25 protein-coding genes are annotated in these 21161 nt (G+C 73.5%); 17 read left to right on the top strand and 8 right to left on the bottom strand.

Annotated features, from left to right (window positions below):
- Positions 1–114: 114 nt before the first annotated feature.
- The 4 genes from def to ACGFI7_RS28515 all read left to right on the top strand — a co-directional run bounded on the left by def (position 115) and on the right by ACGFI7_RS28515 (position 2252).
- Complete coding sequence (gene def, locus ACGFI7_RS28530; protein ID WP_393409828.1) at positions 115–636, top strand: peptide deformylase; 522 nt, start codon at positions 115–117, stop codon at positions 634–636.
- 89 nt (positions 637–725) lie between these two features.
- Positions 726–1154, top strand: coding sequence for a CBS domain-containing protein (locus ACGFI7_RS28525; protein ID WP_393409827.1), 429 nt, complete (start codon positions 726–728; stop codon positions 1152–1154).
- 10 nt (positions 1155–1164) lie between these two features.
- Positions 1165–1515, top strand: a complete 351-nt coding sequence (locus tag ACGFI7_RS28520; protein ID WP_393409825.1) for an MmcQ/YjbR family DNA-binding protein — start codon at positions 1165–1167, stop codon at positions 1513–1515.
- Between the two features lie 44 nt (positions 1516–1559).
- On the top strand, positions 1560–2252 hold the full coding sequence (locus tag ACGFI7_RS28515) for a B3/4 domain-containing protein (RefSeq protein WP_393409824.1): 693 nt from the start codon (positions 1560–1562) through the stop codon (positions 2250–2252).
- Positions 2253–2266: 14 nt separating this feature from the next.
- On the opposite strand, the gene ACGFI7_RS28510 is transcribed toward ACGFI7_RS28515, so the two are convergent.
- Complete coding sequence (locus ACGFI7_RS28510; RefSeq protein ID WP_393409823.1) at positions 2267–3229, bottom strand: hypothetical protein; 963 nt, start codon at positions 3227–3229, stop codon at positions 2267–2269.
- 87 nt (positions 3230–3316) lie between these two features.
- Here ACGFI7_RS28510 and ACGFI7_RS28505 point away from each other — a divergent pair, with 87 nt between their 5' ends.
- From ACGFI7_RS28505 to ptsP, 8 genes are read left to right on the top strand one after another with little or no spacing between them, the layout of a single operon-like run.
- Entirely contained in the window at positions 3317–4078 is a 762-nt protein-coding gene (locus ACGFI7_RS28505; protein WP_393409822.1) for a DeoR/GlpR family DNA-binding transcription regulator, read from the top strand.
- Positions 4075–5184 carry a 1-phosphofructokinase gene (pfkB, locus tag ACGFI7_RS28500; protein WP_393409821.1) on the top strand — a complete coding sequence of 370 codons (1110 nt, stop codon included), beginning with the start codon at positions 4075–4077 and terminating at the stop codon, positions 5182–5184. The genes ACGFI7_RS28505 and pfkB overlap by 4 nt, the downstream gene beginning before the upstream one ends.
- A 52-nt stretch (positions 5185–5236) precedes the next feature.
- Positions 5237–6463, top strand: coding sequence for a mannitol-specific PTS transporter subunit IIC (mtlA, locus tag ACGFI7_RS28495; RefSeq protein WP_393409819.1), 1227 nt, complete (start codon positions 5237–5239; stop codon positions 6461–6463).
- Positions 6464–6466: 3 nt separating this feature from the next.
- The gene (locus ACGFI7_RS28490; RefSeq protein WP_393409817.1) at positions 6467–6775 is read left to right on the top strand and encodes a PTS lactose transporter subunit IIB; all 309 of its coding nucleotides are present in this window, start codon (positions 6467–6469) and stop codon (positions 6773–6775) included.
- Positions 6768–7196 (top strand): PTS sugar transporter subunit IIA, encoded by a 429-nt coding sequence (locus ACGFI7_RS28485; RefSeq protein WP_393409815.1) that lies wholly within the window; start codon positions 6768–6770, stop codon positions 7194–7196. Before ACGFI7_RS28490 ends, ACGFI7_RS28485 begins: the two co-directional genes overlap by 8 nt.
- Positions 7193–8197, top strand: coding sequence for a zinc-binding dehydrogenase (locus ACGFI7_RS28480; protein WP_393409814.1), 1005 nt, complete (start codon positions 7193–7195; stop codon positions 8195–8197). Before ACGFI7_RS28485 ends, ACGFI7_RS28480 begins: the two co-directional genes overlap by 4 nt.
- 10 nt (positions 8198–8207) lie before the next feature.
- Complete coding sequence (locus ACGFI7_RS28475; protein ID WP_393409813.1) at positions 8208–8489, top strand: HPr family phosphocarrier protein; 282 nt, start codon at positions 8208–8210, stop codon at positions 8487–8489.
- Complete coding sequence (gene ptsP / locus ACGFI7_RS28470) at positions 8482–10098, top strand: phosphoenolpyruvate--protein phosphotransferase (RefSeq protein ID WP_393409812.1); 1617 nt, start codon at positions 8482–8484, stop codon at positions 10096–10098. The genes ACGFI7_RS28475 and ptsP overlap by 8 nt, the downstream gene beginning before the upstream one ends.
- Here the strand turns inward: ptsP and ACGFI7_RS28465 are convergent.
- Both ACGFI7_RS28465 and ACGFI7_RS28460 read right to left on the bottom strand, forming a co-directional pair.
- Entirely contained in the window at positions 10095–11486 is a 1392-nt protein-coding gene (locus ACGFI7_RS28465; RefSeq protein WP_393409811.1) for an FAD-binding oxidoreductase, read from the bottom strand. The genes ptsP and ACGFI7_RS28465 overlap by 4 nt on opposite strands.
- A gap of 107 nt (positions 11487–11593) precedes the next feature.
- Positions 11594–12235: an SDR family oxidoreductase gene (locus ACGFI7_RS28460; RefSeq protein ID WP_393409810.1), complete on the bottom strand. Its 642-nt coding sequence runs from the start codon at positions 12233–12235 to the stop codon at positions 11594–11596.
- Between the two features lie 22 nt (positions 12236–12257).
- On the opposite strand from ACGFI7_RS28460, the gene ACGFI7_RS28455 reads away from it, so the two are divergent.
- Together ACGFI7_RS28455 and gndA are read left to right on the top strand one after the other, a co-directional pair.
- Positions 12258–12950, top strand: coding sequence for an HAD family hydrolase (locus tag ACGFI7_RS28455; RefSeq protein WP_393409809.1), 693 nt, complete (start codon positions 12258–12260; stop codon positions 12948–12950).
- A 52-nt stretch (positions 12951–13002) separates the two neighbouring features.
- Positions 13003–14427 carry an NADP-dependent phosphogluconate dehydrogenase gene (gndA, locus tag ACGFI7_RS28450; RefSeq protein WP_393409807.1) on the top strand — a complete coding sequence of 475 codons (1425 nt, stop codon included), beginning with the start codon at positions 13003–13005 and terminating at the stop codon, positions 14425–14427.
- A gap of 13 nt (positions 14428–14440) precedes the next feature.
- On the opposite strand, the gene ACGFI7_RS28445 is transcribed toward gndA, so the two are convergent.
- Both ACGFI7_RS28445 and ACGFI7_RS28440 read right to left on the bottom strand, forming a co-directional pair.
- Entirely contained in the window at positions 14441–15193 is a 753-nt protein-coding gene (locus ACGFI7_RS28445; protein ID WP_393409806.1) for a thioesterase family protein, read from the bottom strand.
- A 232-nt stretch (positions 15194–15425) separates the two neighbouring features.
- Complete coding sequence (locus tag ACGFI7_RS28440; protein WP_393409804.1) at positions 15426–15776, bottom strand: VOC family protein; 351 nt, start codon at positions 15774–15776, stop codon at positions 15426–15428.
- Between the two features lie 68 nt (positions 15777–15844).
- On the opposite strand from ACGFI7_RS28440, the gene ACGFI7_RS28435 reads away from it, so the two are divergent.
- The 3 genes from ACGFI7_RS28435 to ACGFI7_RS28425 all read left to right on the top strand — a co-directional run bounded on the left by ACGFI7_RS28435 (position 15845) and on the right by ACGFI7_RS28425 (position 18676).
- Positions 15845–16639: a TIGR02569 family protein gene (locus tag ACGFI7_RS28435; RefSeq protein WP_393409803.1), complete on the top strand. Its 795-nt coding sequence runs from the start codon at positions 15845–15847 to the stop codon at positions 16637–16639.
- Between the two features lie 163 nt (positions 16640–16802).
- Positions 16803–17729 (top strand): helix-turn-helix domain-containing protein, encoded by a 927-nt coding sequence (locus ACGFI7_RS28430; protein WP_393409801.1) that lies wholly within the window; start codon positions 16803–16805, stop codon positions 17727–17729.
- A 515-nt stretch (positions 17730–18244) separates the two neighbouring features.
- Complete coding sequence (locus ACGFI7_RS28425) at positions 18245–18676, top strand: type II toxin-antitoxin system PemK/MazF family toxin (RefSeq protein ID WP_393409799.1); 432 nt, start codon at positions 18245–18247, stop codon at positions 18674–18676.
- An 18-nt stretch (positions 18677–18694) separates the two neighbouring features.
- Here ACGFI7_RS28425 and ACGFI7_RS28420 read toward each other — a convergent pair whose 3' ends face one another.
- Genes ACGFI7_RS28420 through ACGFI7_RS28410 form a run of 3 tightly spaced genes read right to left on the bottom strand, consistent with a single transcriptional unit; the run spans position 18695 to position 21129 of the window.
- Positions 18695–19102: a cupin domain-containing protein gene (locus ACGFI7_RS28420; RefSeq protein ID WP_393409797.1), complete on the bottom strand. Its 408-nt coding sequence runs from the start codon at positions 19100–19102 to the stop codon at positions 18695–18697.
- Positions 19102–19923 carry a phosphoenolpyruvate hydrolase family protein gene (locus ACGFI7_RS28415; RefSeq protein WP_393409796.1) on the bottom strand — a complete coding sequence of 274 codons (822 nt, stop codon included), beginning with the start codon at positions 19921–19923 and terminating at the stop codon, positions 19102–19104. The genes ACGFI7_RS28420 and ACGFI7_RS28415 overlap by 1 nt, the downstream gene beginning before the upstream one ends.
- Entirely contained in the window at positions 19924–21129 is a 1206-nt protein-coding gene (locus ACGFI7_RS28410; protein ID WP_393409795.1) for a Tm-1-like ATP-binding domain-containing protein, read from the bottom strand.
- Between the last annotated feature and the right edge of the window lie 32 nt (positions 21130–21161).

Below are 21161 nucleotides of genomic sequence, written 5' to 3'. Positions count from 1 at the left end.
ATGATGAACGGCACGCTATCATCCATCTCATTATTCAAGAGGATATGTCTTGCTATATGGACATCTGACGGGTGACCGTAGACTGGGCCGGACGTCTGGGAAAGGGCGGTTGCCGTGGGCGAGGTCCGGCCGATCGTGCTGGTGGGCGACCCGGTGCTGCACGCGCCGTGCGAGCCCGTCACCGGATTCGACGACGCGCTGCGGGCGCTGGTCGGCGACCTGTTCGCGAGCATGTACGCGGCCGACGGGGTGGGGCTGGCGGCCAACCAGATCGGCGTGCCGCTGCGGGTGTTCGTCTACGACTGCCCCGACGCCGACGGGGTCCACCACCGGGGCGTGGTCGTCAACCCCACGCTGGAGCTGCCCGGCCTCGGCCTGCGCCGGCTCGACGCCGATGAGGAGGGCTGCCTGTCGGTCCCGGGCCAGTACGCCCCGCTCCCCCGCCCTGACCGGGCCACGGCGCACGGCTTCGACGCCGAGGGGCGGCCGGTCACGGTGGAGGGCACCGGCATGCTGGCGCGCTGCCTCCAGCACGAGACCGACCACCTCGACGGCCATCTCTACATCGACCGCCTCCCGGCCAAGCGCCGCAAGCAGGTGCTCGCCGCGTACGAGAAGTCACGTACCGTAAGCTAAATTCCGACAAATACCTCATTCGTCAAGTGAGCCGGGGGGATGTCGGGTAGATGCTGCTCCTCCGACCAGGAACATCGAGGAGGCACACCATGGCCAACACCATGGCCAGAACCGTGGCAGACGTGATGACCACCAGTCCCGCGAGCATCGACGGCGGCCAGCCGGTGAGCGCCGCGGCCGCGCTCATGCGCGACAACGACACCGGCGCGATCATCGTCAACGACCACGGCCGCATGTCCGGCATCGTGACCGACCGCGACATCACGATCCGGCTCGTCGCCGACGACAAGGGCCCTGACACGCCCGTACGCGAGGCGTGCACGCCCGCCGTCGAGGTCGTCTGTCCCGACACCAGCATCGACCAGGCCGTCCAGCTCATGCGCCAGCACGCCGTGCGCCGCCTGCCGGTGGTCGAGGACGGCCGCGCGGTCGGCATCCTGAGCATCGGCGACCTCGCCATGGAGCGCGACCCGAACTCGGCGCTCGCCGACATCTCCTCGGCGGAGGCCACCCGCTAACGTTGCGGGCGTGATCACAGTCGAGGACGTACGACAGCTCGCGGTGACCCTCCCGCGATCGTCGGAGCACCTGATCAGGGATCGGGTCAAGTTCCGCGTGGGCTCGATCGTCTACGTCGCGTTCTCGCGCGACGAGACGCTGATGGGGTTCGGATTCCCGAAGGAGGAGCGGGACGCGCTGATCGCCGCCGAGCCCGACAAGTTCCTCCTGCCCCGGGAGTCCGATCTGCGCTTCCACTGGGTGGTCGGCCGCATGGCCGCCCTCGATCCCGACGAGATGCGCGAGCTGGTGGTGGAGGCATGGCGGATGGCCGTGCCGAAGAAGGTGTACGCGGCGTACATGAGTCGGCCGGGCCACTGACCGCGGGTCGCCCGTGACCGGGGTGTCCGTTAGCCTGGCCGATCATGTACTTCCACCATGCGGACGCCATCTGGCGCGACTTCCCCGAGCTGGTGCCCGGCACGATCGTGGCGACCGGCATCACGCCCGCCGCCGACGTGACCGGGGCGGTGGAGCGGTTCTCCGACGTTGCCCGCTCCCGCCTCGGCGGCGGGTCCGAGGCGGAGCTGCCGGAGATCCAGGCGTGGCGGCGGGCGTTCTCCCGGATGGAGCTCAAGCCGACGCAGTACCGGTGCGCCTCGGAGTCGCTGCTGCGCCGCTTCAGGAAAGAGGGCGCGCTGCCGCGCATCCACCCGCTGATCGACCTGTGCAACGCGGCGTCGCTGGCCTACGCCGTCCCCGTCGCGGTCTTCGACGTCTCCCGGGTCACCGGCTTCCTGGAAGTACGGCGCGCCACCGGCGACGAGACCTACACGACCTTCGGCGGCGACGTCGAGCACCCGGAACCGGGTGAGGTGATCTTCGCGGACGAGGCCGGACGGGCGCACGCCCGCCGCTGGACGAACCGGCAGAGCGGGCACTCCGCAGTCCGCGGCAGCACGACGGACGTGCTCATCGTGGCCGAGGCGCTGCACGCCACGGCCGCCGACGACGTCCGCGAGCTCATCGCCGACCTGGCCGGCGAGCTGGAGGCGCGCTGGGCCGTCGGCGGCGAGCCGGCCGTGCTCTCCCCGGCGGCGCCGCGGCTGGCGTTCTGACGAAGCCGGGGCCGCTATGACACGCCGCGGTGGAGGTCGCGGGTGATCGTCGTGATGCGACGCACCGCGCTCCGCCACGAGCTGCCCGCCGGATGCGCGGTCAGCACCGCCATGACGTACCTCTCGTCCTTGCCCACCAGCCCGGTCGTGTAGAGCACCGGCCGGCCGTAGTCGGGCACGCGCTCGTCGGCGGCGCGGGCGGCGACGAGGGAGATGGACGCGCTCTGCGTCCTGGCGTCGCACCGCACCGGCGGCGTCAGCCCGAAGCCCGACCAGCCCTGCTTGACCGCCTTGCGCCCCGGCACCCCGTCCGGGATGCCGAAGGTCTGGTCGAACCCGTCGCTGCCGCACGGCGTGGCCTTGCGCAGATGGCCCAGGATCGTCTCGCGCACCCGTGGCGCGGCGGTGTCGAGCAGGTAGCGGTAGGTGCGCACGACGTCGTGCGCGCTCAGCGTCGCGTAACCCCAGAAGCCGGGCTTGGACGCGGGCGGCGGCGTGGTGTCCGCCAGCCGGAGCTTGCGTGCCATCCGGGTGACGATGGCGCCCTTGCCGCCGCGGTTCCAGAACGCGGTGGCGGCGTCGTCGTCGCTCTCCCGCAGCATGATCTTCAGCAGCCTGGCGTCGGCCGTGGAGACCGCCTTGCGCGACTCCAGGAAGTCGATCGCGATCAGGATCTTGATGACCGAGGCGGAGCGGTACTTGCGGTGCGCGTGGCGGGTGGCCACGAACTTGCCCCGCTGCCGGTCGTACACCAGCCACGACGCGGTCGTGCCCGGCGGCACCTTCGGCGGCCTGGCCGTGCGCGCCGCCGCGTCCGACTCCGTCGCCGACGCCGTGACCTGGGCGGACGGGCTCTGGGCCGGTGAGCTCTGCGGGGCGGAGCCGGACGCGCGGGCGGGGGCCGCCACGGGGCCTGCGACGCATCCTGCCGCGAGGGGCACGGCCGCGGCGACCGCGGCCCAGGGCTTGATTCGCATCGGACATACCTATCAGAGTCTTGACCAACCACAGAAACGGCGATAAACACAGGGGAAACCAACTCGAAACGGCGGTGAATCAACATCATGTACGCCGAGGAACGGCAGCAGGAGATCCTGCGCAGGGCGCGCGCGGCGGGTCGCGTCGACGTGGTGTCGCTGGCGGCCGAGCTCGACGTCACCACCGAGACCATCCGCCGCGACCTGACCGCGCTGGAGCGGGCCGGCGTGCTGCGCCGCGTGCACGGCGGCGCCATCCCCGTGGAGCGGCTCGGCTTCGAGCCCGCGCTCGCCACCCGCGACGAGGTGATGACCGCCGAGAAGGAGCGCATCGCCAAGGCCGCCCTGGCCGAGCTGCCCGACGACGGATCGGTCATCATCGACGCGGGCACCACCACGGGCCGCCTGGTCGGCGTGCTCCCCGCCGACCGCGAGCTCACCGTGGTGGTCAACTCGCCGCCGCTCGCCACCGTCCTCGCCGCCCGGAGCAACCTGAACGTGATCATGCTGGGCGGCCGGGTACGCGGCCGCACCCTGGCGACGGTGGACGACTGGGCGCTGCAGCCGCTGGCCCACCTGCACGTCGACGTGGCGTTCATGGCCACCAACGGGTGCTCTGCGGAGAAGGGCCTGACCACGCCCGACCCGGCCGAGGCGGCGATCAAGCGGGCGATGGTCCGCGCGGCCGAGCGCAGCGTGCTGCTGGCGGACCACACCAAGTTCACCAACACCTACCTCGCGCGGTTCGCCGCGCTGAGCGAGATCGACGTGGTGATCACCGACACCGGACTGGACGACGCGCTCGCCGCCGAACTGTCGGCCTCCGGACCTCAGGTGGTGCGCGCATGATCCTGACCTTGACGCTCAACCCCAGCCTGGACCGCACGATCGAGATCGCCGCCCTGGACCGGGGCGCCGTCATCCGCGCCGCCGCCGCCCGCCTCGACCCCGGCGGCAAGGGCGTGAACGTCTCCCGCGCCCTGCTCGCCAACGCGGTGGCCTCGCGCGCCGTGGTGCCGTTCGGCGGCGACGAGGGCCGCCAGCTCGTGCACCTGCTCCGCCAGGAGGGCCTGGACATGGTGACCGTGCCGGTGGCCGGCCGGACCCGGTCGAACGTGACGCTGGCCGAGCCCGACGGCACGGTCACCAAGATCAACGAGCCGGGCACGGCGCTCTCACCCGGCGAGCTCGACACGATCGCCGACTCGGTGCTGGCCGAGGCGCACGAGGCCGACTGGGTGGTCGCCTCCGGAAGTCTGCCGCCCGAGGTGCGCGAGGACGTCTACGCCCGGTTGTGCCGCCGGTTCGCCGGGGCGGGCATCCACGTGGCGATCGACACCAGCGGGCCGGCGCTCGCCTGCGCGCTCGGCTCCGGGCCCGCACTGGTCAAGCCCAACCTGGAGGAGCTGGCCGGCGCCACCGGCATGGCAATCACCTGCGTCGGCGACGTGGTGGCGGCCGCGGCCAAGCTGCGGGCGGCGGGCGCCCGCACGGTGCTGGCCAGCCTCGGCGCCGACGGCGCCGTCCTGGTCGAGGACGGCGGCGCCTGGTACGGGGAGGCGCCCGTCGCCGAGCCGCGCAGCGCGGTGGGGGCGGGCGACGCGATGCTCGCCGGGTTCCTGGCGGGCGGCGGGCGGGGTGAGGTGGCGCTGGTGGAGGCGCTGGCCTGGGGGGCGGCGGCGGTCGGCCTGCCGGGCAGCCGGATGCCGGGGCCCTCGGACATCCGCCGCGACGCCGTCCGCGTCCGACGCCCCGACCCCGCCCGGCCGCTGACCTCGCCGCTCCCCCGCGGGAACGTTCCCTCGGGCGCCGCCGGAGAGCCGGGTCTCCCCCGGCCCGTGACACCCGCCTCCGCCGGCCGCCCGGACGGGACGGCGACGCTCTCCGCCGGGAGAGGCGACGGCCTCACGGAGACGGGTCCCGGCGCGGGGCTCCCGCCGCCGTCCCCCCGCTGACCCCCCGCTCATCACGCACGAGCCTGCTCACCCCCCGAAGGAGCAATGTCCCATGGCCGACACCTACACACCCCCGGTCTACGGCACCGGCGTCAAGGCCACGATCCAGCGGATCGGCGGTTATCTGGCGGGCATGATCATGCCGAACATCGGCGCGTTCATCGCCTGGGGGCTCATCACCGCCCTGTTCATCCCCACCGGCTGGCTGCCCAACGAGTCGCTCGCCGCGATGGTCGGCCCGATCATCTCCACCCTGTTGCCCATCCTCATCGCCTACACCGGCGGCCGGATGGTGCATGGACAGCGGGGGGCCGTGGTCGGCGCCGTGGCCGCGATGGGCGTCGTGGTGGGCACGGACGTGCCCATGTTCCTCGGCGCGATGATCATCGGTCCGCTCACCGCCTTGATCCTGAAATATGTAGACAAGTTCACGGAGGCGCGGACCAAGGCCGGCTTCGAGATGCTCGTGGACAACTTCTCCGCGGGCATCGTCGGCGGCGCCATGGCCGTGGCCGGCGTGCTGGGCATCGGCCCGGTCGTGCAGGAGGTCACCAGGGTCGCGGGCGAGGCGGTGAACTGGCTGATCGGCACCGGCGTGCTGCCGTTCGCGTCCGTGCTGATCGAGCCGGCCAAGGTGCTGTTCCTCAACAACGCCATCAACCACGGCGTCCTCGGCCCGCTCGGCGTGACCCAGGCGGCGGAGACCGGCAAGTCGATCCTGTTCATGCTGGAGTCGAACCCCGGCCCCGGCCTCGGCCTGCTTCTCGCCTTCATGTTCTTCGGCCCGCGCGCGATGCGTCCCAGCGCGCCGCCCGCGATGATCATCCACTTCTTCGGCGGCATCCACGAGATCTACTTCCCGTACGTGCTGATGAAGCCCCGGCTCATCCTGGCCGTCATCGGCGGCGGCGCGGCCGGCGTGTTCACCTTCATGATCACCGGCTCCGGGCTGGTCGCCACGCCGTCGCCGGGCAGCATCTTCGCGTACGTGGCGGTCACGCCGCGCGGCGGCCTGCTGGGCGTGATCGCCGGCATCGTGGTCGCCACGGCCGTGTCGTTCGTCCTGGCCGCGCTGCTGCTGGGCTTCGGCCGCGGCGAGAAGGAGGAGGAGCCCGCCGCCGGCCTGTCGGCCGAGGACGCCGGGACCTCCGCCGGCGCCACCGAGGACTCCCTCGACGAGCAGCCGGCGAACGGCGAGCGCCGCGAGCCGGCCGGGAGCGCCGAACGCGCCGAATCCGCCGAGGAGACCCAGACCCGTACCGCCGGCAAGGAGGCGTGAACCGTGCCCAGCATCGACAGCAAGGACATTCACAAGATCATCGTGGCCTGCGACGCGGGCATGGGCAGCAGCGTGATGCTCGCCAGCCAGCTCCGCAAGCAGCTCAAGGACTCGGGCGTCACCGTCGAGCACACGCCGGTGAACAACATCCCGGCCGACGCCGACGTGGTGCTCTGCCACGCCGGGCTGGCGGCCAGGGCCAAGGCGGTGGCGCCGGACAAGGTGCTGGTGCCGTTCCAGATCTTCCTGGGCGACCCGGCCGTGACCAAGCTGGTCGCCACCATCAAGAGCGGCGGCACCGTCGATGCGTGACGACCTGCTCGACCCGCGCGCGGTGCTCCTGCACGAGAGCGCAGCCGGCCGCGACGAGGCCATCCGGCGGTGCGGGCGGGTCCTGGTCGACATCGGCGCGGTCGCGGAGCCGTACGTCGGCGCGATGCTCGAACGTGAACGCTCGATCTCCACGTACGTCGGGGAGGGCGTGGCCATCCCGCACGGCACCGCGGCCGCCAAGGAGGACGTCAAGCGCGACGCGATCTGCGTCGTGCGCTTCCCCGGCGGCGTCGACTGGGACGGCGAGCTCGTCACGGTGTGCGTCGGGATCGCGGCCAAGGACGACGGCCACGTGCCGCTGCTGGCCGCGCTCGCGGAGATCCTCCTCGACCCGGAGCGGGCGCGCACGCTGCGGGAGGCGACGGAGGCCGATCAGGTGATAAGGGAGCTGACAACGTGAAGGTCGCCAGATTCCACGCGCCGGGCGACATCCGGATCGAGGACGCGCCGGAGCCGGTCGCCGGCCCCGGCGAGCTGAAGATCCGGGTGCGCAACTGCTCGACGTGCGGCACCGACGCGAAGATCTACAAGTTCGGCCACCACCACATCCGGCCGCCCCGGGTGATGGGCCACGAGATCGCCGGCGAGGTGCTCGGCACCGGCGAACGGGTGCAGGTGATCGCCGCCATCCCGTGCGGCACGTGCCCCGACTGCCGGCACGGCCGGCTGACCGTCTGCCCGAACCAGGAGTCGATGGGCTACCACTACGACGGCGGGTTCGCCGAGTACATGATCGTTCCGGCCAAGGTGCTGGCCGTGAACGGGGTGAACACCGTCCCGGACGGCGTCGGGTTCGCCGAGGCGTCGGTGGCCGAGCCACTGGCGTGCGTGCTCAACGGGCAGGCGCTGGCCCGGGTGGGTACGGGTGACGACGTGGTGGTGATGGGGGCGGGCCCGATCGGGTGCCTGCACGTGCGGCTGGCGCGGGCTCGCGGCGCCGCGCGGGTGTTCCTCGTGGACGTGAACACCGACCGGCTCGCGATGGCGGCCGAGCTCGTACGTCCCGATGCCGCGATCGACGCCGACCCGGTGGAGCAGGTGCTCAAGCTGACCGGCGGCCGGGGCGCCGACGTGGTCATCACCGCCGCCGCGGCCGGCGCCGCCCAGGAGCAGGCCGTGCTGATGACCGCCCGGCAGGGCCGCATCAGTTTCTTCGGCGGGTTGCCGAAGGACGACCCGTTCATCAGGCTGGACTCGAACCTCGTCCACTACCGTGAGCTGACGATCGTCGGCGCCAACGGTTCCAGCCCCGCCCACAACGCCGAGGCCCTCCGCCTGATCGCCGAGGGCGCCGTGCCCGTCGCCGACCTGATCACCCACCGGCTCCCGCTCTCGCGGGTGCTCGACGGGATCGGCCTGGTCAGCCAGGGCGCGGCCATCAAGGTCACCATCGAACCGTGAGGAGGTCGCCATGCCCGAGAGGACCGTGGCCGTCGCGTCGGCCAGCGGGCTGCACGCCCGGCCCGCCAAGCTGTTCGTGCAGGAGGCGGCGCGGCTGGGGGTGCCGGTGCGTATCCGGGTGGGAGAGAAGTCGGTCCCGGCCCACAGCATGCTGGGCGTGCTGTCGCTGGGCGCCGTGCGCGGCACCGAGGTGACGCTGGAGTCGGACGCCCCCGGCGCCGACGAGGCGCTCGACGCCCTGGCGGCACTCCTGTCCCGCGATCTGGACGCGGAAGAGGCCCTCGATGCCTGATGTCTCGCCCTCCGGCCCGGCCTCCCTGGCCGGGCTGGGGGTCAGCCCGGGGCGCACGGCGGGGCCGTGCCTGCGCATGGCCGGGCCGCCGTCGCTGCCCGGCCCGCGCCCCGTGACCGACCTGGACGCCGAGCTCGCCGTCGTGGGCAAGGCGCTGGAGGCGGTCGCCGAAGACCTGCGCCGCCGATCCGCCGCCGCGGCGGGCGGCGACCGCAGCGCCGGGGAGATCCTCGATGCGCTCGCCATGATGGCCGACGACCCGATGCTCAAGGAGGAGGCGGAGCAGGGGGTGCGCGACGGCCTGGACGCCCCGCACGCCCTGGACGCCGCCTTCGCCCGCCACCGTGAGGCGCTCGCGGCGCTGGGCGGCTACCTCGCCGAGCGAGCCGCCGACCTGGACGACCTCAAGCACCGCGCGGTGGCCGCCGCCCTCGGCGTGCCGATGCCCGGCGTGCCCTCGCCCGGCCACCCGTTCGTGCTCGTCGCCGAGGACCTCTCCCCCGCCGACACCGCCGGGCTGGGCGCGGAGGTGCTGGCGCTGGTGACGGTGCAGGGCGGCCCGACCAGCCACACGGCGATCCTGGCCCGCGGCCGCGGGCTGCCCGCCGTGGTGGCGTGCGCGGGCGCGGCGGGCCTGGCGGACGGCACGTACGTCGCGGTCGACGGCGGCACCGGCGAGATCGCCGTGGGCGTCACGGAGGAGGAGGCGGCGCGCATCCGCGAGCAGGACACCGCCGAGCGCGCCCGGCTCGCGGCCACCACCGGCCCCGGCAGGACCGCCGACGGCCACCCGGTCAAGCTGCTGCTCAACATCGGCTCGGCCGCCGACCTGCGCCCCGACGGCGAGGGCGTCGGGCTGTTCCGCACCGAGTTCCTGTTCCTGGACCGCAAGCAGGCTCCCTCGTACGAGGAGCAGGTCACCGCCTACGCCGACGTGTTCGCCGCAGTCCCGTATGTCGTGGTGCGCACGCTCGACGCGGGCACCGACAAGCCGCTGCCGTTCCTGGGCCTGGCCGAGGAGCACAACCCGGCCCTCGGCATCCGGGGGCTGCGCGTGGACCGCGTGCTGCCGGACGTCCTGGACACCCAGCTCGACGCGATCGCCGAGGCGGCCCGCCGCACCGGCGCGGACGCGTGGGTGATGGCCCCCATGGTGAGCACCCCCGCCGAGGCCGCCGCCTTCGCCCGCCGCGCCCGGGCCAGGGGCATCGCCAAGGTGGGCGCGATGGTGGAGGTCCCGGCGGCCGCGCTGCTGGCCGGCCGCCTGCTGCGCGAGGTGGACTTCCTCAGCATCGGCACCAACGACCTGAGCCAGTACACCTACGCCGCCGACCGGCAGCATCCCGGCCTGGCCGACCTGCTCGACCCGGCCCAGCCGGCGCTGCTGCGCCTGGTGGAGATCTGCGCCGAGGCGGGGCGCGCGGCCGGCAAGCCGGTGGGCGTCTGCGGCGAGGCGGCCGGCGACCCCAAGCTCGCCCCCGTGCTGGCCGGCCTCGGCGTGACGAGCCTGTCGATGGCCCCCGTCTGCGTCCCCGCCGTCCGCGACGCCCTGTCCCGTCTCACGATGGAGGAATGCCAGGATCTGGCCCGTACGGCCTTGTCTTCCTAAGGTTCGGCGCGTGCGGTGGGCGGGATGTTGTGGTTGAGGTGGAAGACGTTGTCCGGGTCGTACCGGTCCTTGAGCGCCGTCAGCCGGGCGAGCTTCTCCGCCGGGTACGCCCGCCGCACGCCCGTCTCGCCCTCGTCCGTCAGGGCGTTGACGTAGGCGCCGGTGGCGTAGGGCTCCAGCGACGCCCCGTACCTGCGGGCGGCGGCCATGCGGCCGGCGTCCTCGGCGGGGTCCGACCAGCGCTGCGAGGCGACGAACTCCACCAGCGCGCCACGATGGCTGAAGGCCGTCTCCTCGTCGGCCACGTCGGCGATCGCGCCGCCGTACGACTGGAGGCTCGCCGCCGGGCGGAACGGCCCGTCGCCGGGCGCCAGGAAGGCGCGGACCGCGTCGTCGGGGAACCCGGTGAAGTAGTGGCCCTTCCAGTAGCGGCGCAGGGCGTGACCTTCCACGGTGTCGTCCATGGTCTGGAGGTCGAGGTACGGCAACTCCTGGACGCGTTCGGCGACCGGCGATCCGAGGTCGCGCAGGGCCGGCAGGAGACGGCGGCCCTCTTCCGGGTCGCCCACCCAGACGTATCCCACGGAGGCCAGCGGCCGGTCGTGCAGCTCGGAAGGTAAGTGCGGCCAGTCGCCCGCGATGCCGGTCCACGCGGTCAGGGTGGCGCGACGGGGCGCGTCCGCGATCAGGTCGCGCCACCCGCCCATCGGCGCCGCCGCGTCCTCGGGGTCGAAGTACAGGTCGGCCAGGAGCGCCCGGGTGCCGGACTCGTGCAGGCGGAACCCGAACTCGGTCACCACGCCGAAGTTGCCGCCGCCGCCGCGCAGCCCCCAGAACAGGTCGGCGTTCTCCTCGGCGTCCGCGCGCACCACGTCGCCGTCGGCGGTCACCATCTCGAAGGACACGACGTTGTCGCACGCCAGGCCGTACTGCCGGGCGAGCCAGCCCATGCCGCCGCCGAGCGTCAGCCCGCCCACGCCGGTGTGGGACACGTTGCCCGCCGTGGTCGCCAGGCCGAACCGCTGGGTCGCGCGGTCCAGCGCGCCGAGCGGCGCACCGCCCTGCACCCACGCGCGACGGCTGGGCGGGTCCACCCGCACGGCGTCCATGAGCGACAGGTCGATCAGCAGGCCGCCGTCGGACACCGGCAGCCCGAGGACGCTGTGGCCGCCGCAGAGCACCCCGATCTCGAGGCCGTGGTCCCGCCCGAAACGCACCGCGGCGGCCACGTCGTCGCGGTGCGCGCAGCGCGCGATGAGCGCCGGCCGCCGGTCGACCATCGCGTTCCACACGCGTCTGCGCCTGTCATAGCCGTCGTCACCGGGCAGCAGAACCTGCCCGGCGAGATCCCTGCCGAGCGTCGCCATGTCCGTGCGGCTCGCACCCATGAACCCTCCGGTCGCGCGTCCTCGGCCTCCCGGCCGTGTGCGGACCCACTCTGCACATCCCGGGCGGACCTTACGAGGGCGTCGACCGGACGTTCACCGGCCATCGGTCACTCGGTGGCGACCAGGTCCACGATGGGCGTGTCACCGGAGACGAGCTCGAAGGTGCGGCCGCCCGCGCCGCCGGACCGCAGCAGGGCGGCGACGACGGCGGCCACGTCGTCGCGCGGCACCGAGCCGGACGGCACCTCCGGCTCCAGCCGGACCAGGCCGGTGCCGGGCTCGTCGGTGAGCCGGCCGGGACGCACGATGGTCCAGTCGAGGTCGCGGCGGCGCAGGTCGTCCTCGGCCGCGGTCTTGGCCTCGATGTAGGCGGCCCACACCTCGTCGGTGCCGGGGCCCGGCGGCTTGCCCGCGCCCATGGACGAGATCTGCACGAACGTCCGCACCCCGGCCCGCTCGGCGGCGTCGGCCATGAGGACCGACGCGGCCCGGTCGACGGTGTCCTTGCGGGCGGCGCCGCTCCCCGGCCCCGCGCCGGCGACGAACACGATCGCGTCGGCGCCGCGCACGATCTCGGTCACCTCGTCGACGCCCGCCTCCTCCAGGTCGCACACCAGCGCCCGCGCTCCGGTGGCCTCGACGTCCGCGATGTGCGCGGGATTGCGGACCAGGCCGACGGCGGCCGGGCCGAGCAGCTTGGCCAGCCGCAGCGCGATCTTCCCGTGCCCGCCCGCGATGATGATCCTCATGACTCCATGGTGTCATGGGGACATGGACGACTTCCCTGAGACACCGGCTCCGGCGTTCCTGTTCGACCTCGACGGCACTCTCATCGACAGCGTCTATCAGCACGTCATCGCGTGGCGGCAGGCGTTGTCGGGGCTGGGCATCGACCTGTCGGTGTGGCGCATCCACCGCCGCATCGGCATGAGCGGCGGCCTGTTCGTGCACGCGCTGCTGCGCGAGACCGGGCTGAAGCTCACCCAGGAGCAGATCGACGCGCTGCAGACGACCCACGCGGAGGCGTACGAGCAGCAGGTCGGCTCGGTCCGGCCGCTGCCCGGGGCCAGGGAGCTGCTGGCCGAGCTGTCGTCGCGGGGCGTGCCGTGGGCGATCGCGACCAGCGGGTACGCGCGCACGGCCCGGCTCGCGCTGGGCATGCTGGAGCTGCCTGAGGACACCCCGATGGTGACGCGCGACCTGGTGCGCCGGGCCAAGCCGGACCCCGACCTGTTCCTGGCCGGGGCCGCGCTGCTGCGGGTCGATCCGGTGCATGCCATGGTGGTGGGCGACAGCATCTGGGATCTGCTCGCCGCGCGCCGCGCGGGCTCGCTCGGGATCGGGTTGCTGTCCGGCGGGTACGGCAGGGATGAACTTGAGCGTACGGGGGCGTTCCGGGTATACGCCGACCCCGCCGACATGCTCGACCGGCTCGACGAGCTGGGCGTACGGCGCGGAGACTAGCGGCCGAACCCTCGGGCCGGGGCCTGCGTATCACCCATAGAGGAGCTTTCACATGGACTTGGCAGACATCGGCGTCACCGGCCTGGCCACCATGGGCCGCAACCTGGCCCGCAACCTGGCCCGGCATGGCTACGCGGTGGCGGTGCACAACCGGTCGGCGTCCCGCACGCACGCGCTGGTGCGGGAGTTCGGCGGTGAGGGGACGTTCGTGCCGTCGGAGCAGCTGGCCGACTTCGTGGCCTCGCTGAAGCGGCCGCGGCGGGCGATCATCATGGTGAAGGCGGGTGCCGGCACCGACGCGGTGATCGACCAGCTCGCCGGGCTGATGGAGCCGGGCGACATGATCGTCGACGGCGGCAACGCGCACTTCGAGGACACCCGGCGGCGGGAGGCGGCGCTCCGCGAGCGGGGCATCCACTTCGTCGGCACCGGCATCTCCGGCGGCGAGGAGGGCGCGCTCAACGGCCCCAGCATCATGCCGGGCGGGTCGAAGGAGTCGTGGGAGGCGCTCGGCCCGATCTTGGAGGACATCGCGGCCCAGGTCGACGGGGTGCCGTGCGCGGTGCACGTGGGCCCCGACGGCGCGGGCCACTTCGTGAAGATGGTGCACAACGGCATCGAGTACTCGGACATGCAGCTGATCGCCGAGTCCTACGACCTGCTGCGCCAGGCGCTCGGCGCGACCCCGGCCGAGCTGGCCGAGGTGTTCCGCGGGTGGAACCAGGGCGAGCTGAACTCGTACCTGATCGAGATCACCGCCGAGGTGCTCGACCAGGTGGACGCGGCGACGGGCAAGCCGTTCGTGGACGTCGTGGTGGACCGGGCCGAGCAGAAGGGCACCGGCCGGTGGACCGTGCAGAGCGCGCTGGAGCTGGGCGTGCCGGTGACGGGCATCGCCGAGGCGGTGTTCGCGCGGGCGCTGTCCGGCCACCCTGAGCAGCGGGCGGCGGCCCGGTCGCTGGCGGGCCCCTCGCTGTCCGGGGTGGGCGCCAAGGAGCTGGTCGAGGACGTGCGCCAGGCGCTGTACGCGTCCAAGATCGTCGCGTACGCGCAGGGCTTCGACCAGATGGCGGCCGCGTCCAAGGAGTACGGCTGGGACCTGGACCTGGGCGCGATGGCGACGATCTGGCGCGGCGGCTGCATCATCAGGGCCAAGTTCCTGGACCGGATCCGCGCCGCCTACGACGCCGACCGGAGCCTGCCGACGCTGCTGGCCGACCCGACGTTCGCGGCCGCGCTGGGGGTCGCGCAGGAGTCGTGGCGTCGGGTGGTCACCACGGCCGTCCAGATCGGGGTGCCGACGCCCGGCTTCTCCTCGGCGCTGGCCTACTACGACGGGCTGCGCCGCGACCGGCTCCCGGCCGCCCTGGTGCAGGGGCTGCGCGACTACTTCGGCGCGCACACGTACCTGCGGGTGGACCGGGAGGGCGCCTTCCACACCGACTGGTCGGGCGACCGCGCGGAGCGGCCCGCCTAGCCGGCCCGCCTGGTCAGCCGCGCAGCGGCACCGGGTTGGCCAGGGCGGTGACCACGCAGAAGCCGAACGGGCCGGCGGTGTCGTGCAGGGTGACCTGGCCGGTGGAGACGCCTTCCGCGGCGACCCGGCCGGTGGCCTCCATGCCGATCAGCTCACCCTCGGGCATCCGCGCGAGGGTGAGCGTGTAGTCGGCGTTGATGAAGGCGACGCCGCCGTCGGCCATCGCGGTGAGCGGGCTGGCGAAGTCGCCGGCCAGGGCCGCGCGCACGATCGGGGTGAGCTTCTCGTCGTCGACGAGCGGGCGGTCCTCGCGCATCCACATCCGCCGCTGGCCGGGCATCCACCACATCTCGAACGGCGGTTTCCAGCCCTGCGCGGACGGCGGCGGGCCGTCGGGCGGGGTCTCGTCCCAGGGGGCGGTGAGCGGTTGCTCGTTCTCCGGCTGCTCACCGGTGCGCAGCAGGACGGCGCCGGCGCGGCCGATCACGCCCTGCTCGGTGCGGAGCGTCGCGTCCGCCACCCGGATCCGCCGCCCGTCGCGCACCAGCGCGGTCTCGACCGTGACCGGCAGCAGCGGGCTGTTGCGGAACAGGTCGACGGTGAGCCGCGCGACGTGCAGGCCGGGGTCGCCGTAGCGGGCCTCGATGGCGCGGGCCGCCAGCCCGCCGAGCAGGCGGCCGTGCAGCATGCCGGGAGACCACGGGCTGTGCGCGTGGGCGGCGGGGACGAACTCGCCGCCTCGCGAGGTGAAGAACGCGGACGTCACAGAATCAGATTCTAGAGGACGGTCGCCGGGCGAGGTCATGCGACCTCTCAGACGGACGTGGACGCCGGCCCGGAAGCCTCGTACCGTCGGATCGGCATCCCCCGGGACCGGATCCGGAGGCGCGGCGGGTGGCCGCCGCATCCACCGGGCAGGCTCATCGGGTGGTCCGCTGGACCGACTTCCCGTCCGGCGGCCCGCGTCGCCACGTCCGTATTTTCGCCGGGCTCGGCGCCTATCCCGCGGAGACGCAGAACGGGTGACCCTCGGGGTCGAGCAGCACCGTCCACCCGTCCCCGGGCTGGAACTCCGGCCTGGTGGCGCCGAGCGCCACCAGCTCCCGCACGGCCGACTCCGCGTCGGCCGCCCGCAGGTCCAGGTGCGCGTGCTTGCCCGGGCCCGGCCAGCCGGGCCCCTGGTAGCCGTCCACGCGCTGGAAGGTGAGCCCGACGGGGCCGCCCTCGACGCTCGCCCAGTCGGCGTCGGCGTCGGTCACCTTCCCTCCGACGGCCTGGGCGTAGAAGGCGGCGAGCGCCGCCGGGTCGGCGCAGTCGATCACGATCGACGAGATTGCGGTGATGGTCATGTCGCCAGCCTGCTTGCATCCCGTCCCAAGGTCTTGAACATCCTTGCGGGGCGGCGAAGATCGGAGACATGACGGTTCTCCCGCCCGCGAGCGTGCTCGTGGCCTTCGGCCTGTCCGGTGACCCCGAGCCGCTGCCCGGCGGGGAGGGACGCGCCGTACGGGTCGGCCGCGCGGTGCTGAAACCGGTCGACGGCCGGGAGGAGGCGGAGTGGTGCGCCGGGCTGTTCGACCGCCTGCCGCCGTCCGTGTCGTTCCGCGTGCCCCGGCCGATCAAGGCGGACTCCGGGACGTACGTGGTCGACGGGTGGACGGCGTCGGAGCTCGTCCCGGGCAGGCCGTGCCCTGACGGGAGGTGGGCGTCGCTGCTCGCGGTCGGCCGCGCCTTCCACGAGGCGTTGCGCGCCGTACCGCGCCCCGACCTGCTGGACCGGCGCGCGCACCCGTGGGCGATCGCCGACCGGGTGGCGTGGCAGGAGGAGGACGTCACCCTGCGAGGGGACGCCGCACCGCTGCTGGCGGCCCTGCGCCCGCTGCTCACGCCGGTCGCCGCGCCCGCCCAGCTCGTGCACGGCGACCTGACCGGCAACGTGCTGTTCCACCGCGGCAGCCCGCCCGCGGTCATCGACTTCTCCCCGTACTGGCGGCCTGCCGGGTACGCGGAGGCCATCGTCGTCGCCGACGCCCTCCTCCACCACGGCGCGGGACCGGACCTGGTGGACGCCCTCGGCGAGGAAGGTCCGGAGCTCCTGGCCCGCGCCCTGGTGTTCCGCCTGGTGGCGCTGGCCCTCCTCGTCGAGAAACCCACCCCCGACGACTTGGCACCCTTCGCCGCCATCACCCGGCTGGCCCGGTCACGTCTCTGAAACCCCGCCGCGCGGTCACGCCTTGGGGCCCGCCGCGCGTCCGCGCCTTGGGGCCCGCCGCGCGTCCGGGCCTTGGGGTCCGCCGCGCGTCCGGGCCGCCATCACTCCATGGGGCGTACGGCGGGGCCGGGGATTGTCGGAGCCGGGGCGTAATCTGCCGCGCATGCGCACTGCACGACGGCTGAGGGTGGGGGCCGGGTTCGTGGTGGACGCGGTGACCTGCCTCGACGACCACCACGGCTGGTCCGCGGCCGAGCGGTCCAGCGGCCACCGGGTGGTCCTGGTGCGCCGCGGTCGATTCCGTCGCGCGTCGCGGGGGCACGCCGCGGTGGTGGACCCGACCATGGCCTACGTCGCGAGCCCCGGCGAGGAGGAACGGTTCGCCCACCCGGCGGGCGGCGACGTGTGCACCTCCCTGCACCTGTCCCCCGGCCTGTGGCACACGCTGGCCGGTGACGCCCGGCTCACCCGCTCCACCCTCTACGTCGACGCCCGCCTCGACCTGGCCCACCGCCGCCTCCTGTCGGCCGACCCCGCCGACGACCTCGCCGAGGCGCTCCTCCCGCTGATCTCGGCCGCGCTCTCCCAACTCGCGACCGCCCCCACCCCCGCCGACGACCAGCCCCCCACCTCACCCCGCGCCTCTCTCCACCCTTCAGCCCACCCCCCTCCCTCCACCTCAGCCAGCACCTCTCTCCACCCCTCAGCCAGCCCCTCTCCCCGTACTTCGGTCCGTCCCTCGGCCCGCACTTCGGCCAGTTCCTCGGCCCGCGCCCTGGTCGACGCCGCTCGGGAGGCCATCGCCGACGGCCATCCCGCCTCCGACGCCCTGCTCCCCCTGGCCGCGCTCCTCGGCGTCTCGCCCTACCGGCTCAGCCGCGCGTTCACCCGCGAGCTCGGCGTCTCCCTCACCCATTACCGCAACCGCGTCCGCGTCGGCCGCGCCCTCGACCGGCTGGAGCAGGGCGAGCCCAGCCTCGCCGATCTGGCGGCCGACCTCGGCTTCGCCGACCAGGCCCACCTCACCCGCACCGTCCGCCACCACCTGGGCCACACCCCGACAGCTCTGCGCCGCCTCCTGCGCCCCTGACTCCGCCCTCTGTTGCCTCTCGGGTCCGGCCGCAGCCCGAACTTCGCGCGGCCCGCCCACCCTTAGGACCCATCCCACAGACACCGGCCTCGACGTCTCCCACGGTGTGGACGGGCGGTCAGCGAGACAGGGACCCGGTCGGCACGGGCGGGCTGGTTTCCGTCGATACCCCGGCCAAGGCCGGGCGAGCGAGGAGACGGGGAGCCGGTCAGGACCGGGGAGGCGGGCCCGTCGGCACGCCCGCCCAGCTGGGCGGGCGACGAGACAGGGACATAGTCAGGCGCGGGAAGGACGAGACTCGCGGGTACCCCGACCAGACCAGGCAGGCAGCGAAACAGGGGCTCGGTCAAGCGCGGGGGGCCAAGATCCGTTGCTGCGCCAAGCCGAGTGAGCAGGAGACAAGAACCCAGTTGGGCGCGGGCCGGGGGCTCGTTGGTGCCCCGGCCAGGCCGGGTGGGCGGTGAGACCCGGGCCCGGTTGGGGGTGGGTGGGGTGGGGTCCGTAAGATCCGGCAGGTGCGTGATGTCGGAGAGGACCCGCGGCCCGTCAAGGGTGCCGTGCGGGAGGTGCGGTCGTTGCGTGAGGCCGCCACGTTGGCCTACTCGCCTGACCTGGACGGGCTCGCCGATCCGGGCGAGATCGTGTGGGCGTGGGTGCCGTACGAGGAGGACCCGTCGCGGGGCAAGGATCGGCCGTTGCTCGTGGTGGGCCGGACGGGGCGCAGGCTGCTGGGCCTGATGTTGTCCAGCCGGGGCGACGACGGGCCCGACTGGTTCGAGCTCGGCGTGTGGGGCCGCGACGGCAAGGTCTCCCACGTACGGCTGGACCGGGTGTTCGTGCTGGACGAGGACGACATCCGGCGCGAGGGCGCGGTGCTCGACGGCGACCGGTTCGCGCGGCTGGCCTCGGTGCTGATGAAGACGTACGGGTGGGCCGCGGGGCGGTGAGCCCGGCGGCCCACCGGGTCAGGAGCGCCGCCAGGCGGGGATGTCGCCCGCCGGGTGGAGGTGGAAGTCGGGGGCGGCTTCCAGGGCCTTCTCCTCGCCCCCCGGCGTGTAGGTGACGATCAGGCGGAGCGGACGCCAGGTGGTGTTGTAGGTCGAGTGGTAGACGCCCATCGGGATGTGCACGGCGTCGCCCTCGCGGATGGGGAACTCCTCGCCGTCGCCGACGGTCTGGCGGGCCTCGCCGGAGATGACGTACAGCACCTCTTCGGCGTTCGGGTGGTTGTGGCGGGCGTGGCCCATGCCGGGGTTGACGATCACCTCGCCGAGCGTGCTGCCCGCGCCGGCGATGGCGGCCGGGGTGACGAACCACTTGATCGAGCCCCAGTCGAACGTCATCGTCGGGACCGCGTCAGGATTGATCAGCATCAGATCTCCAGGCTCTTGAAGGCGGTGACCTGCTCGGTGATGGCCCGCTCGGTGGGCAGGCGTTCGACGGAGGACGCGCCGAAGAAGCCGACCACGCCCTTGGTGCGCGCGAGCACGTACTGGGCGTCCTGCGGCTCGGCGATCGGCCCGCCGTGGCAGAGCACGAGGATGTCCGGCCGGACGGCCGCGGCGGCGTCGCGCATGGCCTGCACCCGGGTCACCGCCTCGTCGAGCGTGAGCGCGGTGCCGGCGCCGATGCTGCCCCTGGTGGTCAGCCCGACGTGCGGGACGAGCACGTCGGCCCCGGCTTCGGCCATGGCCCTCGCCTGGTCCTCGTCGAACACGTAGGGGGCCGTCACCAGCTCCCGTTCGTGCGCCAGCCTGACCATCTCGACCTCGAGGTCGTACCCCATGCCGGTCTCCTCCAGGTTCTGCCGGAACACCCCGTCGTACAGCCCGACGGTCGGGAAGTTCTGCACCCCGGCGAACCCCATGGCCTTGAGCTGGTCGAGGAAGCGCGGCATGACCCGGAACGGGTCGGTGCCGCAGACCCCGGCCAGCACCGGCGTGTCCTCGACCACGGGCAGCACCTCGGCGGCCATCTCGACCACGATCTGGTTGGCGTCGCCGTACGGGAGCAGCCCGGCGAGCGAGCCGCGCCCGGCCATCCGGTAGCGGCCGGAGTTGTAAATGATGATCAGGTCGACGCCCCCGGCCTCCGCGCACTTGGCGGACAGGCCGGTGCCCGCGCCCGCGCCGATCACCGGCCTGCCCTGCGCGACGGTCGCGCGCAGGCGGTCGAGCACTGTCTGCCGGTTCATCTACTTGCCTCCGATCAGTTCGTGGAGCCGGTCGGCCATGGCCCGCCCGAACTCCGGATCGTTGATGTGCAGGTCGAGCCGGACGGTCGAGGGGAACGCCGCCAGGGCGGCGAAGCAGGCTTCGTCCGCCTCCTGGTCGTGGAAGGGCATGCCCTCGGCGTCGAGCGCGGACACCCCCTTGAGCGGGACGAACAGCTCGGCGGGCCCGGTCGCCCGCGCCAGCTTGGCCGCCACCCTGCGGCCCAGCTCGGCCATCTCGTCCGTGGTGGTGCGCATGAGGGTGACGGTCGGGTTGTGCACGTACAGGTCGCGGCCCGCGAACCGCTCGGGGACGGTGTCGCGCGGCCCGAAGTTGACCATGTCGAGCGCGCCCGGCGCGACCACCTGCGGCACGCCGTGCCGCCCGGCGGCGGTGAGCCGGTCCGGCCCGGCCGACAGCACGCCGCCCACCAGGTCGTCGGCCAGCTCGGTGGTGGTCAGGTCGAGCACCCCGGCGAGCAGGCCGCTCTCGGCGAGCCCTTCCATGGCCCGGCCGCCGGCCCCGGTGGCGTGGAAGACGAGCACCTCGTACCCGAGGTCGCGCAGCCGTTCGCGGGCGGCGTCCACGGCGGGCGTCGTCACCCCGAACATGGTCGCCCCGATCAGCGGCCGGTCCCCTTCCTCGGCCCGCTGCTCGCGGTAGGCGGCGGCCATCCCGGCGGCAGCGGCGGCGGCGTTGCCGAGGATCACCCGCGACAGGCGGTTGACGCCGGCGATGTCGACGACGCTGTACATGAGCGTGACGTCCTTCGCCCCGACGTACGGGGACACGTCGCCGGCGGCCATCGTGGAGACGATGAGCTTCGGCAGGCCGATCGGCAGGTCGCGGACCGCCCGCGCGGCGATCGACGAGCCGCCGCTGCCGCCCACGGCGAGCACGGCCGAGACCTGCCCGGCCGCGTGCAGCCCGGCCAGCACCGCCGCCGCGCCTTCGCCCATCGCGGTGACGGCGGCGCCCCGGTCGCCGGTCGCGCGCAGCGCCTCCAGGTCCGCGCCGGCCGCGGCCGCGACCCGGTCGTTCGGGTGGTCGACGGGGTACGACACGCCCGGCGCGCCGGTGCCCGCGTCGATCACCAGGACGTCCTGGCCGAGCTCGATCAGCCTGTCACGCAGCCATCCGTATTCGTCGCCCTTGGTATCGAGCGTGCCGATGAGTACGACTGTCATTCTCCGACGTTAACCCGGCTGGGATCATGGCA

It is taken from the genome of Nonomuraea sp. NPDC048826, from assembly GCF_043198225.1.
Classification (GTDB): Bacteria; Actinomycetota; Actinomycetes; order Streptosporangiales; family Streptosporangiaceae; genus Nonomuraea.
The sequence above is the reverse complement of the archived record's forward strand: the minus strand, read 5'-3'. Positions and strand labels throughout refer to the sequence as shown.